Annotated in this window: 16 protein-coding genes; 9 read left to right on the top strand and 7 right to left on the bottom strand. The window is 70.3% G+C overall.

Annotated elements, in window-relative coordinates; translation table 11 throughout:
• The first annotated feature begins 18 nt into the window (after positions 1-18).
• A complete protein-coding gene (locus tag IE145_RS24160; RefSeq protein WP_189527542.1) occupies positions 19-372 on the top strand; it encodes a cytidine deaminase-like protein in 354 nt (117 codons plus the stop codon).
• 85 nt (positions 373-457) lie between these two features.
• Complete coding sequence (era, locus tag IE145_RS24155; RefSeq protein WP_189527541.1) at positions 458-1,432, top strand: GTPase Era; 975 nt, start codon at positions 458-460, stop codon at positions 1,430-1,432.
• 109 nt (positions 1,433-1,541) lie between these two features.
• On the opposite strand, the gene IE145_RS24150 is transcribed toward era, so the two are convergent.
• Both IE145_RS24150 and IE145_RS24145 read right to left on the bottom strand, forming a co-directional pair.
• Positions 1,542-1,808, bottom strand: a complete 267-nt coding sequence (locus tag IE145_RS24150; protein ID WP_189527540.1) for a protealysin inhibitor emfourin — start codon at positions 1,806-1,808, stop codon at positions 1,542-1,544.
• 101 nt (positions 1,809-1,909) lie between these two features.
• Positions 1,910-2,986: a M4 family metallopeptidase gene (locus tag IE145_RS24145; protein WP_189527539.1), complete on the bottom strand. Its 1,077-nt coding sequence runs from the start codon at positions 2,984-2,986 to the stop codon at positions 1,910-1,912.
• Positions 2,987-3,276: 290 nt separating this feature from the next.
• On the opposite strand from IE145_RS24145, the gene leuA reads away from it, so the two are divergent.
• The 4 genes from leuA to IE145_RS24125 all read left to right on the top strand — a co-directional run bounded on the left by leuA (position 3,277) and on the right by IE145_RS24125 (position 7,734).
• On the top strand, positions 3,277-5,061 hold the full coding sequence (leuA, locus tag IE145_RS24140) for a 2-isopropylmalate synthase (protein ID WP_189527538.1): 1,785 nt from the start codon (positions 3,277-3,279) through the stop codon (positions 5,059-5,061).
• Positions 5,062-5,226: 165 nt separating this feature from the next.
• Positions 5,227-5,931 (top strand): TerB family tellurite resistance protein, encoded by a 705-nt coding sequence (locus IE145_RS24135; RefSeq protein ID WP_189527537.1) that lies wholly within the window; start codon positions 5,227-5,229, stop codon positions 5,929-5,931.
• 181 nt (positions 5,932-6,112) lie between these two features.
• Positions 6,113-6,859, top strand: a complete 747-nt coding sequence (gene recO / locus IE145_RS24130; protein WP_189527536.1) for a DNA repair protein RecO — start codon at positions 6,113-6,115, stop codon at positions 6,857-6,859.
• Positions 6,860-6,918: 59 nt separating this feature from the next.
• Complete coding sequence (locus IE145_RS24125) at positions 6,919-7,734, top strand: isoprenyl transferase (protein ID WP_189527535.1); 816 nt, start codon at positions 6,919-6,921, stop codon at positions 7,732-7,734.
• 63 nt (positions 7,735-7,797) lie between these two features.
• Here the strand turns inward: IE145_RS24125 and IE145_RS24120 are convergent, their stop codons facing one another.
• The 4 genes from IE145_RS24120 to IE145_RS24105 form a co-directional block, all read right to left on the bottom strand.
• Positions 7,798-8,232, bottom strand: a complete 435-nt coding sequence (locus IE145_RS24120) for a Fur family transcriptional regulator (RefSeq protein ID WP_006124317.1) — start codon at positions 8,230-8,232, stop codon at positions 7,798-7,800.
• A 120-nt stretch (positions 8,233-8,352) separates the two neighbouring features.
• Positions 8,353-9,252, bottom strand: a complete 900-nt coding sequence (locus tag IE145_RS24115) for a metal ABC transporter permease (protein ID WP_189527534.1) — start codon at positions 9,250-9,252, stop codon at positions 8,353-8,355.
• A complete protein-coding gene (locus IE145_RS24110; RefSeq protein WP_189527533.1) occupies positions 9,252-10,058 on the bottom strand; it encodes a metal ABC transporter ATP-binding protein in 807 nt (268 codons plus the stop codon). Before IE145_RS24110 ends, IE145_RS24115 begins: the two co-directional genes overlap by 1 nt.
• Before the next feature lie 45 nt (positions 10,059-10,103).
• Complete coding sequence (locus tag IE145_RS24105) at positions 10,104-11,156, bottom strand: metal ABC transporter substrate-binding protein (RefSeq protein WP_189527532.1); 1,053 nt, start codon at positions 11,154-11,156, stop codon at positions 10,104-10,106.
• Between the two features lie 176 nt (positions 11,157-11,332).
• Between IE145_RS24105 and IE145_RS24100 the strand changes: the two genes are divergently transcribed.
• The 3 genes from IE145_RS24100 (at position 11,333) to IE145_RS24090 (ending at position 13,469) form a co-directional block, all read left to right on the top strand.
• A complete protein-coding gene (locus IE145_RS24100) occupies positions 11,333-12,715 on the top strand; it encodes a glycine--tRNA ligase (RefSeq protein WP_032762022.1) in 1,383 nt (460 codons plus the stop codon).
• Between the two features lie 100 nt (positions 12,716-12,815).
• On the top strand, positions 12,816-13,019 hold the full coding sequence (locus IE145_RS24095; protein WP_189527531.1) for a hypothetical protein: 204 nt from the start codon (positions 12,816-12,818) through the stop codon (positions 13,017-13,019).
• A gap of 213 nt (positions 13,020-13,232) precedes the next feature.
• Positions 13,233-13,469 carry a DUF6243 family protein gene (locus IE145_RS24090; RefSeq protein WP_189527530.1) on the top strand — a complete coding sequence of 79 codons (237 nt, stop codon included), beginning with the start codon at positions 13,233-13,235 and terminating at the stop codon, positions 13,467-13,469.
• Between the two features lie 65 nt (positions 13,470-13,534).
• Here the strand turns inward: IE145_RS24090 and IE145_RS24085 are convergent, their stop codons facing one another.
• Positions 13,535-13,681: a hypothetical protein gene (locus IE145_RS24085; protein ID WP_189527529.1), complete on the bottom strand. Its 147-nt coding sequence runs from the start codon at positions 13,679-13,681 to the stop codon at positions 13,535-13,537.
• Between the last annotated feature and the right edge of the window lie 24 nt (positions 13,682-13,705).

Genomic DNA, 13,705 nt, shown 5'->3' with positions numbered 1-13,705 from the left:
GCTTCGTATGCTCGTGCCATGACCGACACCACCGACCTCGACGCCGAGGACCGCAAGATCGTCACCCTGGCGCGCAGCGCCCGCGCCCGTAACGGGGTGCCCGAGGGCGCGGCCGTACGCGACGAGACGGGACGTACGTATGTCGCGGGCACGGTGGCGCTGGAGTCGCTGAAGCTCAGCGCGCTGCAGACCGCCGTCGCCATGGCCGTGGCCAGCGGCGCCACCTCGCTGGAGGCGGCGGCCGTCGTCTCCGCCGCCGAGACCCCCGCCGACGACGACCGGGCCGCGGTGCGCGACCTGGGCGGACCGGACACCCCGGTGTTCCTCGCGGGCCCGGACGGCACCCTGCGGGTACGCGTCTCGGCGGGCTGAGCGAGCGCCCCGGCGGCCGTTCCCCCCGGCGTTCCGGCGCGTCCCGGCGTACCGCTGTACGAGAGCGCCGCCGGGATCGGGGAGAATGGTCGCCATGAGCGCTCGACCGAACCAAGAATCCGCTGCCCAGCAAGCGGAGACCACCTCCCCCCACCGGGCCGGCTTCGCCTGCTTCGTGGGCCGCCCCAACGCGGGCAAGTCCACCCTCACGAACGCTCTCGTCGGTCAGAAGGTGGCGATCACCTCCAACCGCCCCCAGACCACCCGGCACACCGTGCGCGGCATCGTCCACCGCGACGACGCGCAGCTGATCCTGGTCGACACCCCCGGCCTCCACAAGCCGCGCACGCTGCTGGGCGAGCGGCTCAACGACGTCGTGCGGACCACCTGGGCCGAGGTGGACGTCATCGGCTTCTGCCTGCCCGCCGACCAGAAGCTCGGCCCCGGCGACAAGTACATCGTCAAGGAGCTCGCGGGGATCAAGAAGACCCCCAAGATCGCCATCATCACCAAGACCGACCTGGTCGAGTCGAAGGCGCTGGCCGAGCAGCTCCTCGCCGTCTCCGCGCTCGCGGAGGAGCTGGGCTTCGAGTGGGCCGAGATCATCCCGGTCTCGGCGGTCAAGGACCAGCAGGTCAGCCTGCTCGCCGACCTGATCGCCCCGCTGCTCCCCGAGAGCCCGCCGCTCTACCCGGAGGGCGATCTCACCGACGAGCCGGAGATGGTCATGGTCGCGGAGCTGATCCGCGAGGCCGCGCTGGAAGGCGTACGCGACGAACTGCCGCACTCCATCGCGGTCGTCGTCGAGGAGATGCTGCCGCGCACCGACCGCCCGGCGGACAAGCCGCTGCTGGACATCCACGCCAACGTCTACATCGAGCGCCCCAGCCAGAAGGGCATCATCATCGGCCCGAAGGGCAAGCGGCTGAAGGACGTCGGCACCAAGTCCCGCAAGCACATCGAGGCGCTGCTCGGCACGCCGGTTTTCCTGGACCTGCATGTGAAGGTCGCCAAGGACTGGCAGCGCGACCCCAAGCAGCTGCGGAAGCTGGGCTTCTAGGTCCGGTCGTCACACTGCCGTCGCCCGCGGGGCGGCCGCGTGCCGGGCGTCGCACGGCACACGGCAGTGTGACGAAGGGCCTGGCGTTCGTACGGCACGGGTGCCGGTCTCACGCGCCCTCCTTCAGGACGCGTGAGACCAGCGTGCGCTGCGCCCCGGTCAGATCGGGGTCGGCGCAGTACACGGTGCGGCCGTCGACGGTGATCGCGTACCGGAAGCCGTCCGGCACCCCGGCCGACGGGGTGTCCCGAGCCGCAGCGAGTGCCTCCTCGGCGAGGGCCCGCCACTCGGCGGCGTCCGCCCGGCCCTCCGTGTCGACCTCATGGCGGCGGGCGATGCCGGCGAAGCCGCCGGTCCGGCTGACCTGAATGCGCATGGGGTCCTGTCTATCGGGAGCCGGACGGGCACTCAACCCCGCCCGCCGGCCGGGCACTCGACCGTCCGGGGCATGCCCGGCCGGGCACTCGCCGGTCCGGGTCAGGACCGGGTCGGGACGCCCACCTCCGACCAGGCCTTGAGGACCGCCTCCCGCTCGTCCGCCTCGCCGAAGCGGGCGCCCGCCGCCGCGACCGTCAGCCGGGCGAACTCCGCGAAATCCGCGTCGGCGGTCAGCTCGCCGCCGGTCAGCACGTCGAACCAGATCTGCCCGGCGCGCTCCCACGCGTTCCCGCCCAGCGCGGTGGCCAGGAGGTAGAACGCACGGTTGGGGATGCCGGAGTTGAGGTGGACGCCGCCGTTGTCCTCCTCCGTCTCGATGTAGTCGTCCATGGAGCCCGGCTGCGGGTCCTTGCCGAGGACGTCGTCGTCGTACGCCGTGCCCGGGGCCTTCATCGAGCGCAGCGCGTCCCCGCTGACCCGGGGCGCGAGCAGTCCGGCGCCGATCAGCCAGTCGGCCTGCTCGGCGCTCTGGCCCAGCGAGTACTGCTTGACCAGCGAGCCGATGACGTCGGACACGGACTCGTTGAGCGCGCCCGACTGGCCCTCGTAGCGCAGGTTGGCGGTGTACTGGGTCAGGCCGTGGGCCAGCTCGTGGGCGATCACGTCGACCGCGACGGTGAAGTCGAGGAAGATCTCGCCGTCGCCGTCCCCGAAGACCATCTGCTCGCCGTCGAAGAAGGCGTTGTTGTACTCCCGGCCGTAGTGCACGGAGCCGATCAGCGGGAGGCCCTTGCCGTCGATCGAGCTGCGTCCGTACGCCGAGAGCAGCAGCTCGAAGGTGGCGCCGAGCCCGGCGTACGCGCGGTTGACGCTGGCGTCGGAGGTGGGCTTGTCGCCCTCCTCGCGGACCTTGACACCCGGCAGCGTGGTGCCCGTCCCGCAGTCGTACAGGACGCGCTGCGGCTTGGTCGGGACCGCGCCGGCGGTGTGCCGGGTCGGTGTCGCGGCGAGCGCGGTGATCCGGCGGTGGTCACGGCGCAGGGCGTCGGCGGCCAGGGTGCGGCGGGCCGGGTCCGCGAGCCGGGCGTCGGCGGACCGGGAGAGGTGATCGAGGACGTGGGGCGGAACGATGGTGCAGAAGACGGGGTTGGGCTTGCGGTCGGTTCGAAGGTGCATGCATACGACTGTGGCACTCCGTCACCGTACTGTCACTGGTTGCGACGGTGATTGATGAAATGGAGTGATGAGTCACTGTTTACCCGTCATCGATGCCCGGTCCCGCATACTGATACGGACCGACACCACGGGCCACACTCGGTTACGCTCGTCGCATCATGCGTTTCGGGCTGCTTCTTCTTAGCTGCCGCGGCGAGGGCCTGTAGTCGTAGGCCGACCCCCTCCCCGCGGAGTCTGGTGCTGCAGCGACACAGTCGGCCGATCCCCGCTGGACCGAGGAGCCCTACGCCATGACCACCGTGAATCCCGCCGGTAATTCTGTCGGCCGCCCCACCCCGATCACCAACGCGACGCAGCTGCAGAAGCCCTCCGGGATGCCGGTCCACAAGTACGGTCGCTACGAGGCCGTCGACATCCCCGACCGCACCTGGCCCGACAACCGCATCACCGTGGCCCCCCGCTGGCTGTCCACCGACCTGCGCGACGGCAACCAGGCCCTGATCGACCCGATGTCCCCGGCCCGCAAGCGCGAGATGTTCGACCTGCTGGTGAAGATGGGCTACAAGGAGATCGAGGTCGGCTTCCCGTCCTCCGGCGAGACCGACTTCGCGTTCGTACGCTCCATCATCGAAGAGGGCGCGATCCCCGAGGACGTGACGATCTCCGTCCTGACGCAGGCCCGCGAGGAGCTGATCGAGCGCACCGTGGAGTCCCTGGTCGGCGCCCACCGGGCCACCGTCCACCTGTACAACGCCACCGCCCCGACCTTCCGCCGCGTCGTCTTCCGCGGCTCGCGCGAGGAGGTCAAGCAGATCGCGGTGGACGGCACCCGGCTGGTCATGGAGTACGCCGAGAAGATCCTGGGCCCGGAGACGATCTTCGGCTACCAGTACAGCCCGGAGATCTTCACCGACACCGAACTGGACTTCGCCCTGGAGGTCTGCGAGGCCGTCTGCGACGTGTGGCAGCCGGAGGAGGGCCGCGAGATCATCCTCAACCTGCCCGCCACCGTGGAGCGTTCCACGCCCTCCACCCACGCGGACCGCTTCGAGTGGATGTCCCGCAACCTGACCCGCCGCGAGCACGTCTGCCTGTCGGTCCACCCGCACAACGACCGGGGCACCGCCGTCGCCGCCGCCGAGCTGGCCATCATGGCCGGCGCCGACCGCATCGAGGGCTGCCTGTTCGGCCAGGGCGAGCGCACCGGCAACGTCGACCTGGTCACCCTGGGCATGAACCTGTTCTCCCAGGGCGTCGACCCGCAGATCGACTTCTCGCAGATCGACGAGATCCGCCGCACCAGCGAGTACTGCAACCAGATGGAGATCCACCCGCGCCACCCCTACGCGGGCGATCTGGTCTACACCGCCTTCTCCGGCTCCCACCAGGACGCCATCAAGAAGGGCTTCGACGCGATGGAGAAGGACGCGGCGGCCCAGGGCAGGACAGTGGACGACATCGAGTGGGCCGTGCCGTACCTGCCGATCGACCCGAAGGACGTCGGCCGCTCCTACGAGGCCGTCATCCGGGTCAACTCGCAGTCCGGCAAGGGCGGTATCGCCTACGTCCTGAAGAACGACCACAAGCTGGACCTGCCGCGCCGGATGCAGATCGAGTTCTCCCGGATCATTCAGGCCAAGACCGACGCCGAGGGCGGCGAGGTCACCCCGACGCAGATCTGGTCCACCTTCCAGGACGAGTACCTGCCGAACGCGGAGAACGCGGGAGCGCGTTGGGGCCGCATCCAGCTGCGCTCCGGCCAGACCACCTCCGACACCGACGGCACCGACACCCTGACCGTCGAGGCCGTCGTGGACGGAGCCGACACCGTCCTGACCGGTTCCGGCAACGGCCCGATCTCCGCGTTCTTCGAAGCGCTGCAGACCATCGGCATCGACGCCCGGCTGCTGGACTACACCGAGCACACGATGAGCGAGGGAGCCAGCGCCCAGGCCGCCTCGTACATCGAGTGCGCGATCGACGGCAAGGTCCTGTGGGGCATCGGCATCGACGCCAACACCACCCGCGCCTCCCTGAAGGCGGTCGTCTCCGCCGTCAACCGCGCGACCCGCTGACGCCGAACGGGCCCGACCCGAACCCCGACCGCCCGCTCCGGGAGGTCGGGGTTCGGCCATATCCGAGGGTTGTGACGTCCAAGAGGCTGACGCCTCCTCGCGAATGTGGCTAACATCACGTCCAACACACGGCAGTGTTGCCGGAGCGTTACGGAGGTGTGCGACGTGCGATCAGCCAAAGGACAACGCGCTCTGAGGCCGGTCCTCTGCGGCGTTCGCACGGTGTGGGACGCCGTCGGCGACGGCGTCTTCTTCTGCCCCTGCTGCGGGGGAGACCGCAACTACCGCCGGCTCACCGGCCGCCGCCGGCTCACTGTCCTCGGCGTCCCGCTGGTCGGCCGGGGCGAGGCCGAGCCCGTCGTCGAGTGCGCCGCCTGCCTGGCCCACCACGCCCCCGAGGCGCTGGACCACCCCACCACGACCCGGTTCTCCGCGATGCTCCGCGAGGCCGTCCACACCGTCACCCTGGCCGTCCTCGCCGCCGGGGGCACCACCTCCCGCACGGTCCTGGAGGCCGCCGTCGCCACGGTGCGCGACGCCGGGCTCGACGACTGCACCCAGGAGCAGCTGTTCACCGTCGTCGAGGTGCTCGCCGCCGACACCGGCCGCGGCTCCGGCACCGACCCGGCCGCCGAGGCCTGCGGCCCCACCCTCGCCATCGAGCTGCACGAGGTGCTGGCCCCGCTCTCCCCGCACCTGGCCGGCGCCGGCCGCGAGTCCGTCCTCCTCCAGGGCGCCCGGATCGCCCTGGCCGACGGTCCCTACTGCGCCGCCGAGCGCCAGGTCCTGACGACGGTCGGCAGCGCCCTCGGCATCCCGGCCGAGGAGACCGCCCGGCTGCTGGCCGAGGCGGCCCGTACGCCGTCGTAGAGCCGCGCGGGCGTTCGCGGGGTCCCGGACCGCCGCCCGTAAGCCCTCGCGCGCTCGTCAAGCCCTCAAGCCCTCAAGCGCTCAAGCCCTCAAGCCCTCATGCGCTCGTCATGCCCTCGTGCGTTCGTGAAGAAGCCCCCAGGGCCCCCGCGGGCCGTCCTCCGTGGGCGACAATGGGGCCATGAGCTTGTTCCGGGACGACGGCATCGTGCTGCGTACGCAGAAACTGGGCGAGGCCGACCGGATCATCACGATCCTGACCCGCGGCCACGGCCGGGTCCGCGCCGTCGCCCGCGGGGTGCGCCGCACCAAGTCCAAGTTCGGTGCCCGGCTGGAGCCCTTCTCCCACGTCGACGTGCAGTTCTTCGCGCGCGGCAGCGAGCTGGTCGGCCGCGGGCTGCCGCTCTGCACCCAGAGCGAGACGATCGCCCCGTACGGCGGCGGGATCGTCGCCGACTACGCCCGCTACACCGCGGGCACCGCGATGCTGGAGACCGCCGAGCGGTTCACCGACCACGAGGGCGAACCGGCCGTCCAGCAGTACCTGCTGCTCGTCGGCGGCCTGCGCACCCTCGCCCGGGGCGAGCACGCCCCCCATCTGATCCTGGACGCGTTCCTGCTGCGCTCGCTGGCCGTCAACGGGTACGCGCCCAGCTTCCAGGACTGCGCCAAGTGCGGAATGCCCGGTCCCAACCGGTTCTTCTCCGTCGCGGCGGGGGGCGTCATATGCGGTGACTGCCGGGTCCCCGGCAGCGTCGTACCCTCGGCACAGGCCATCGAACTGCTGAGCGCGCTGCTCAGCGGCGACTGGACGACGGCGGACGCGTGCGAGGCGCGTCATGTCAGGGAGGGGAGCGGGCTGGTGTCCGCCTACCTGCACTGGCATCTGGAGCGCGGCCTGCGCTCGCTGCGGTACGTCGAGAAGTGACGCGGTGCGTCGGGACGACGCGGCGCGTGGAGAAGTGACACAGGGAGACTGAGAAGCTCATGGCAGTACGCGGGATCCTCGGCGGCCGTAACCGGCGCACGTACAAGACCCCCGAGCCGCACCCCACGGGCGCGACGCCGCCGAAGATCCCCGGCGAGCTGGTGCCCCAGCACGTCGCCGTCGTGATGGACGGCAACGGCCGCTGGGCGAAGGAGCGGGGGCTGCCCCGCACCGAGGGCCACAAGGTCGGTGAGGGCGTCGTCATGGACGTGCTCAAGGGCTGCATCGAGATGGGCGTGAAGAACCTCTCGCTCTACGCCTTCTCCACGGAGAACTGGAAGCGGTCCCCGGAGGAGGTGAAGTTCCTGATGAACTTCAACCGGGACGTGATCCGCCGCCGCCGCGACGAGATGGACGAGCTCGGCATCCGCATCCGCTGGGTGGGCCGCATGCCCAAGCTGTGGAAGTCCGTCGTCCAGGAGCTCCAGGTCGCCCAGGAGCAGACGAAGGACAACGACGCGATGACGCTGTACTTCTGCGTGAACTACGGCGGCCGCGCCGAGATCGCGGACGCCGCGCAGCGCATCGCCCAGGACGTGGCGGCCGGGAGGCTGGACCCGTCGAAGGTCAACGAGAAGACCTTCCAGAAGTACATCTACTACCCGGACATGCCGGACGTGGACCTCTTCGTGCGCCCCAGCGGCGAGCAGCGCACCTCGAACTACCTGATCTGGCAGAGCGCCTACGCCGAGATGGTCTTCCAGGACGTTCTTTGGCCGGATTTCGACCGCCGCGACCTGTGGCGGGCCTGCCTGGAGTACGCCCAGCGCGACCGCCGCTTCGGCGGGGCGCAGGAGGCGGAAGCCGCCGAGTGAGCACGGAGAGAGGGGCGGGCCCGGTGCGTGTGCACCGGGCCCGCCCCTCTCCCGTTACGTCCGTTACGCCTTCTTCTCGGCGCACTCCGCGCAGGTGCCGAAGATCTCGACGGTGTGCGCGACGTTCACATAGCCGTGCTGGGCGGCGATCATCTCGGCCCACTGCTCGACGGCCGGGCCCTCGACCTCCACGGCCTTGCCGCAGAGCCGGCAGACCAGGTGGTGGTGATGGTCGCCGGTCGAGCACCGGCGGTAGACGGCCTCGCCCTCGGTGGTGCGCAGGACGTCGACCTCACCGGCGTCGGCGAGGGACTGCAGGGTCCGGTAGACCGTCGTGAGGCCCACGGAGTCGCCGCGGTGCTTGAGGACGTCGTGCAGCTCCTGGGCGCTGCGGAACTCGTCGACCTCGTCGAGCGCCGCCGCCACCGCCGCCCGCTGCCGGGTGGACCGGCCGCGTACCGGCGCTGCGTTCGTGCCACTGATCGGCGCCGTGGCCACAGGTGCCTCCTCGTGTCGCCCGTACATGTGTCGGGCCATTGTGCCAGCCCGACCGGGCGCCCTACTCACACGCGCACGTCGTCCGGTCACGTACGGACGGTCATGCGCACGGACGGACGGTCACACGTGCACGTCGTCCGCGCCACGCCGGGCGGGCGGTACTTCCAGGGTGCACTCGGCACCCTTCGTCCCGCTCGCCCGGGCCCGCCCTCGCGCGAGCGGAGCGGCGAGCACGGTCAGCGCGACGAACACCGCGATGGCCAGCAGCACGATCGTCGCGCCGGGCGGGACGTCCTGGTAGTACGAGGTCACGGTGCCGGTGAGGGTGACGGCCGTGCCGATCACCACGGAGAGCACGAACGTGACCTTGAACGACTTGGTGATCTGCTGGGCGGCCGCCACCGGCACCACCATCAGCGCGCTGACCAGCAGCAGCCCGACGACCCGCATCGCGACGGTCACCGTCACCGCGGCCGTGACCGCGACCAGCAGGTTCAGCACCCGCACCGGAAGTCCGCAGACCCGGGCGAACTCCTCGTCCTGGCTGACCGCGAACAGCTGCCGCCGCAGCCCCACCGTGACCAGCACCACGAAGGCGGCCAGCACGGAGATGGCGATGACGTCGGAATCGGAGACGGTGGAGAGCGAGCCGAAGAGGTACGAGGTCAGATTGGCGTTGGACCCGGTGTCGGACAGGTTGATCAGCATGACGCCGCCCGCCATGCCCCCGTAGAAGAGCATCGCCAGGGCGAGATCGCCGCGCGTGTGTCCGTACCAGCGGATCAGCTCCATGGTGACCGCACCGGCCACGGCGACGGCGGTGGCCATCCACACGGGGCTGGTGGAGAGCAGGAAGCCGAGGCCGACGCCGGTCATCGCGATGTGCCCGATGCCGTCGCCCATTAGGGCCTGCCGCCGCTGCACCAGGTAGATGCCGATGGCGGGCGCGGTGATGCCGACCAGCACGGCCGCGATGAGCGCCCGCTGCATGAAAGGAGGGTTGAGGAATTCGAAGAGCATCAGGTCAGCAGTCCCGTCCGGACGGGCTCGGCGGCCGCGTGGGGGTGTACGTGGTCGTGGCCGGGCAGGGCGTGCTGGCCGAGCGCCTCGGGCGGCGGCCCGTCGTGCGTCACGCAGCCGTCGCGCAGGACGACGGCCCGGTCGATCAGCGGCTCCAGCGGGCCCAGCTCGTGCAGCACCAGCAGCACGGAGGTGCCGAGCGCCACCTGCTCGCGCAGGGTCGAGGCCAGGATCTCCTGGCTGGCCAGGTCCACCCCCGCCATCGGCTCGTCCATGATCAGAAGATCCGGCTCGGAGGCCAGGGCGCGGGCGATCAGCACGCGCTGGTGCTGGCCGCCCGACAGGGCGCTCACGGAGTCCTTCGCACGGTCGGCCAGGCCCACCAGCTCGATGGCGCGCTGCACGGCCGCCCGGTCCGCCTTCCCCGGCCACCGCAGCCCCGTACGGGACAGCCGGCCGGAGGCGACGACCTCGCGGATCGTGGCGGGCACACCGCCCGCGGCCGTGGTGCGCTGCGGGACGTACCCGATCCGGCCCCACCGGCGGAAGCGGCGCAGCTCGGTGCCGAACAGCTCGACGCTGCCGCCGGTCAGCGGGACCTGCCCGATGACCGACCGTACGGCGGTGGACTTGCCGGAACCGTTGGCGCCGAGCAGCGCGACGACCTCGCCGCGGCGCACGGTCAGGTCGACCCCGCGCAGCACGGGGCGCGCCCCGAGGCTGGCCGTGGCGCCGCGCAGGGCTATGACGGCCTCCTGGGCGGGCCGGGGGGCGGCCTCGCGGGGGGTGCTCTCACGCTCCGGCATGAGCGCCTCCGATCCGAACGTCACAAGTGGTGCGGGTGGTGCGGGTCACTTCGCGCCGAGGGCCTTCTGCAGCGCGGCGAGGTTGGACTTCATGACCTCGATGTAGTCAGCGCCCCGGGACTTCTCCGTGATTCCCTCCAGCGGGTCCAGGACGGCGGTCTTCAGCCCGGTGTCCTTCGCGAGGGTCTTCGCGGTTTTGTCGCTGGCGAGCGTCTCGAAGAAGACCGTGGTGGCCTTCTCCTTCTCCGCGATGGTGTGGATCTCCTGGATCCGGGCAGGGCTCGGCTCGGCCTCGGGGTCGATGCCCGCGATGCCCTGCTGGGTGAGCCCGTAGCGCTCGGCGAGGTAGCCGAAGGCGGAGTGGGTGGTGATGAAGGTCTTGGTGGCGGGGTTCTTCAGCCCGGTCTCGTACGCCGTGTTCAGCTCGCCCAGCTCGGCGACGAGGGCGTCGGTGTTCTTCCTGTAGTCGGCGGCGTGGTCGGGGTCGGCCTTCTCCAGCGACTTGCCGACACCCTTGGCGACCTCGGCGTACTTCACCGGGTCCAGCCAGATGTGCGGGTCGGCGCCGCCCTCCTCGCCGTGGTTGTGGCCGTCGCCCTCGGAGTGCTCCTCGTGGGCTTCCTCGCCCTCGTGGCCGTGGCCCTCTTCGCCTTCGTGGCCGTGCTCGTCCGCGTGCTCTTCGCCTTCGTGGCCGTGGTCGTGGCCGCTGACCTCGGACCCGTGGTCCTCCAGCGTGGTGAGGGTCGCGGCGTCGACGGTGTTCTTCACACCGGACTGCTTGATGGCTTCGTCCACGACGGGCTGGATGCCCTTGAGGTACAGCACGTAGTCGGACTCGCTGATGGAGCCGATCTGGCGGGGGGTGAGCTCCAGGTCGTGCGGCTCGACGCCCGGCTTGGTGAGGCTGGTGACGGCGACGTGCTCGCCGCCGATCTTCTCGGCCAGGAACTGCATCGGGTAGAACGACGCGGTCACCTTCAGCTTGTCGCCGTTGCCCCCGTCCGCCGCGTCGGAGGTGGAGCAGGCCGAGAGAGCGGTCAGACCGAGGACGACTGCTCCGGCGACGGCGGTGGTGGGTATGAGGCGGCGTACGTTCATGACAGTCATTTTCAACAAATGTGGAAACGATTGTCAACAAGGCTGATGAGATGCCCGGAAGATCACGAGACGGCTCCGCGGGACCCCGCACGCCCCCTACCGATTTGATACCGGGGGTGCGCACGCCGGTACCCTGAGCCCTTCGCCGTTCGTCATCGTCGTATGAAGAGAGCACCGTGGCCGCCGACAAGATCGACACCATCGTCAGCCTGAGCAAGCGCCGTGGCTTCGTCTACCCCTGCAGTGAGATCTACGGTGGCCAGAAGGCCGCCTGGGACTACGGGCCGCTGGGCGTCGAGATGAAGGAGAACCTGAAGCGTCAGTGGTGGCGCTACATGGTCACCGCGCGCGAGGACGTGGTCGGTCTCGACTCGTCGGTCATCCTGGCCCCCGAGGTCTGGGTCGCCTCCGGTCACGTCGCCACCTTCTCGGACCCGCTGACCGAGTGCACCTCCTGTCACAAGCGCTACCGCGCCGACCACCTGGAGGAGGCGTACGAGGAGAAGCACGGCAAGCCGCCGGTCAACGGCCTCGCCGACCTCAACTGCCCCAACTGCGGCAACAAGGGCACCTTCACCGAGCCCAAGCAGTTCTCGGGTCTGCTCTCCACCCACCTCGGCCCGACCCAGGACTCCGGCTCGGTCGCCTACCTGCGCCCCGAGACCGCCCAGGGCATCTTCACCAACTTCGGCCAGGTGCTCCAGACCTCGCGCAAGAAGCCGCCGTTCGGCATCGCCCAGATGGGCAAGTCCTTCCGGAACGAGATCACTCCGGGCAACTTCATCTTCCGGACCCGTGAGTTCGAGCAGATGGAGATGGAGTTCTTCGTCAAGCCGGGCGAGGACGAGGAGTGGCAGCAGTACTGGATGGACCAGCGCTGGAACTGGTACACGGACCTCGGCATGCGCGAGGAGAACATGCGCTGGTACGAGCACCCGAAGGAGAAGCTCTCCCACTACTCCAAGCGCACCGCCGACATCGAGTACCGCTTCCGCTTCGGCGGTAGCGAGTGGGGCGAGCTGGAGGGTGTGGCCAACCGCACCGACTACGACCTCAAGGCGCACTCCGAGGCTTCCGGTACCGACCTGCGCTACCACGACCAGGAGGCCCAGGAGCGCTGGACGCCGTACGTCATCGAGCCCGCGGCCGGTGTCGGCCGCGCGATGCTGGCGTTCCTGCTCGACGCCTACGTCGAGGACGAGGCCCCCAACGCCAAGGGCGTCATGGAGAAGCGCACCGTGATGCGCCTCGACCCCCGCCTGGCCCCGGTCAAGGTCGCCGTCCTGCCGCTGTCCCGCAACGCGCAGCTCTCGCCGAAGGCCAAGGGCCTGGCGGCCGACCTGCGCAAGAACTGGAACATCGAGTTCGACGACGCCGGCGCCATCGGCCGCCGCTACCGCCGCCAGGACGAGATCGGCACCCCGTTCTGCGTCACCGTCGACTTCGACACCCTCGACGACAACGCGGTGACCGTGCGCGAGCGCGACACGATGAAGCAGGAGCGCGTCTCGCTGGACCAGATCCAGGCGTACCTGGGTGCGCGTCTGCTCGGCTGCTGACACCCGCGTCCGTGCGTGAGGCCCCCGGTTCCGGGTACGGAACCGGGGGCTTCGTCGTACGGTCCACCGGAGCCCCCGCCGCCGTTCCGGGAGGTACGCCATGCCGTCGATCACCACCAGCAAGGTCAGCAGATGGGACCAGCACGGCCGTGAACACGTCGTGCAGGTACGGAAGTCGGGAGTAACCCGCCAGTTGTCCTGCTCCACCTGCGCCTGGCGGCGCTCGGCGCAGTTCCTGCCCTGGCTCAAGGCCGAGGAGCACCTGGCGGAGGCGCACCAGGCGACGGTCGACCCGACGGCCTGAGCCCTCCCCGGGCCGCCCGAGACCCCCGGGCGGCCGGAAAACGTGGTGCGGGGCGCTCGGGGGGCGGGGTACGGTTTCCGCATGTCTTCGTTCTTCCAGATCTACGAGTGAGAGCGCGGCGGGTGCGCACACCCCGCCGCGATCCGGGGCCCGGCGCGACGGGCCCCGATCACCTTCACCTGACTCACTTCACCTTCCGTAGGGGAGAACACCATGGCCAAGAGCCGTAACAACCTTCTCGGCGTCGGCGGACAGCGCAAGAAGCTGTCCCGCGCCGACCAGCAGGGCGCGGGCTCCGCGCGCGTCGCCGACCGCAAGGTCGCCGAGGACAAGAAGCAGGAACTGGTCCGCAAGATGCGCGAGCGGGCGGAGGCCCAGGCGGCGAACCCCGCGCCCGCCGCCGAGCCGGCTGACACCGCCGCACCTGCCGAGCGGGACGCGCGGAGCTGACGCCTGAGCGGTAGATGTCCGTACGACGGTGTGGGCCCGGATCATCCCTGATCCGGGCCCACACCTCATGCGGCCTCGCCCAGGTGGCTCAAGGCTTCGCGGAAGTCGTCGAGGGCCGGCCCCGGCCCGTCGGCGGTGATATAGAAGGCCGAGCGTTCGATCAGCGTCCCGGCCGATCGGGCACGTACACAGCTCAAGACGCGCACGGCCACCCTCCCAGGGAATGACGGTCGGTG

The sequence above is a fragment of the Streptomyces sindenensis genome (assembly GCF_014649035.1).
Classification (GTDB): Bacteria; Actinomycetota; Actinomycetes; order Streptomycetales; family Streptomycetaceae; genus Streptomyces; species Streptomyces sindenensis.
The sequence above is the reverse complement of the archived record's forward strand: the minus strand, read 5'-3'. Positions and strand labels throughout refer to the sequence as shown.

What these genes read in the sequence shown, in the direction of transcription:
- IE145_RS24160 (WP_189527542.1), top strand. Translation starts at nt 19, where the DNA reads ATGACCGACACCACCGACCTCGACGCCGAGGACCGCAAGATCGTCACC.
- era (WP_189527541.1), top strand. Translation starts at nt 458, where the DNA reads ATGGTCGCCATGAGCGCTCGACCGAACCAAGAATCCGCTGCCCAGCAA.
- IE145_RS24150 (WP_189527540.1), bottom strand. Translation starts at nt 1,808, where the DNA reads ATGCGCATTCAGGTCAGCCGGACCGGCGGCTTCGCCGGCATCGCCCGC.
- IE145_RS24145 (WP_189527539.1), bottom strand. Translation starts at nt 2,986, where the DNA reads ATGCACCTTCGAACCGACCGCAAGCCCAACCCCGTCTTCTGCACCATC.
- leuA (WP_189527538.1), top strand. Translation starts at nt 3,277, where the DNA reads ATGACCACCGTGAATCCCGCCGGTAATTCTGTCGGCCGCCCCACCCCG.
- recO (WP_189527536.1), top strand. Translation starts at nt 6,113, where the DNA reads ATGAGCTTGTTCCGGGACGACGGCATCGTGCTGCGTACGCAGAAACTG.
- IE145_RS24125 (WP_189527535.1), top strand. Translation starts at nt 6,919, where the DNA reads ATGGCAGTACGCGGGATCCTCGGCGGCCGTAACCGGCGCACGTACAAG.
- IE145_RS24115 (WP_189527534.1), bottom strand. Translation starts at nt 9,252, where the DNA reads ATGCTCTTCGAATTCCTCAACCCTCCTTTCATGCAGCGGGCGCTCATC.
- IE145_RS24110 (WP_189527533.1), bottom strand. Translation starts at nt 10,058, where the DNA reads ATGCCGGAGCGTGAGAGCACCCCCCGCGAGGCCGCCCCCCGGCCCGCC.
- IE145_RS24105 (WP_189527532.1), bottom strand. Translation starts at nt 11,156, where the DNA reads ATGAACGTACGCCGCCTCATACCCACCACCGCCGTCGCCGGAGCAGTC.
- IE145_RS24095 (WP_189527531.1), top strand. Translation starts at nt 12,816, where the DNA reads ATGCCGTCGATCACCACCAGCAAGGTCAGCAGATGGGACCAGCACGGC.
- IE145_RS24090 (WP_189527530.1), top strand. Translation starts at nt 13,233, where the DNA reads ATGGCCAAGAGCCGTAACAACCTTCTCGGCGTCGGCGGACAGCGCAAG.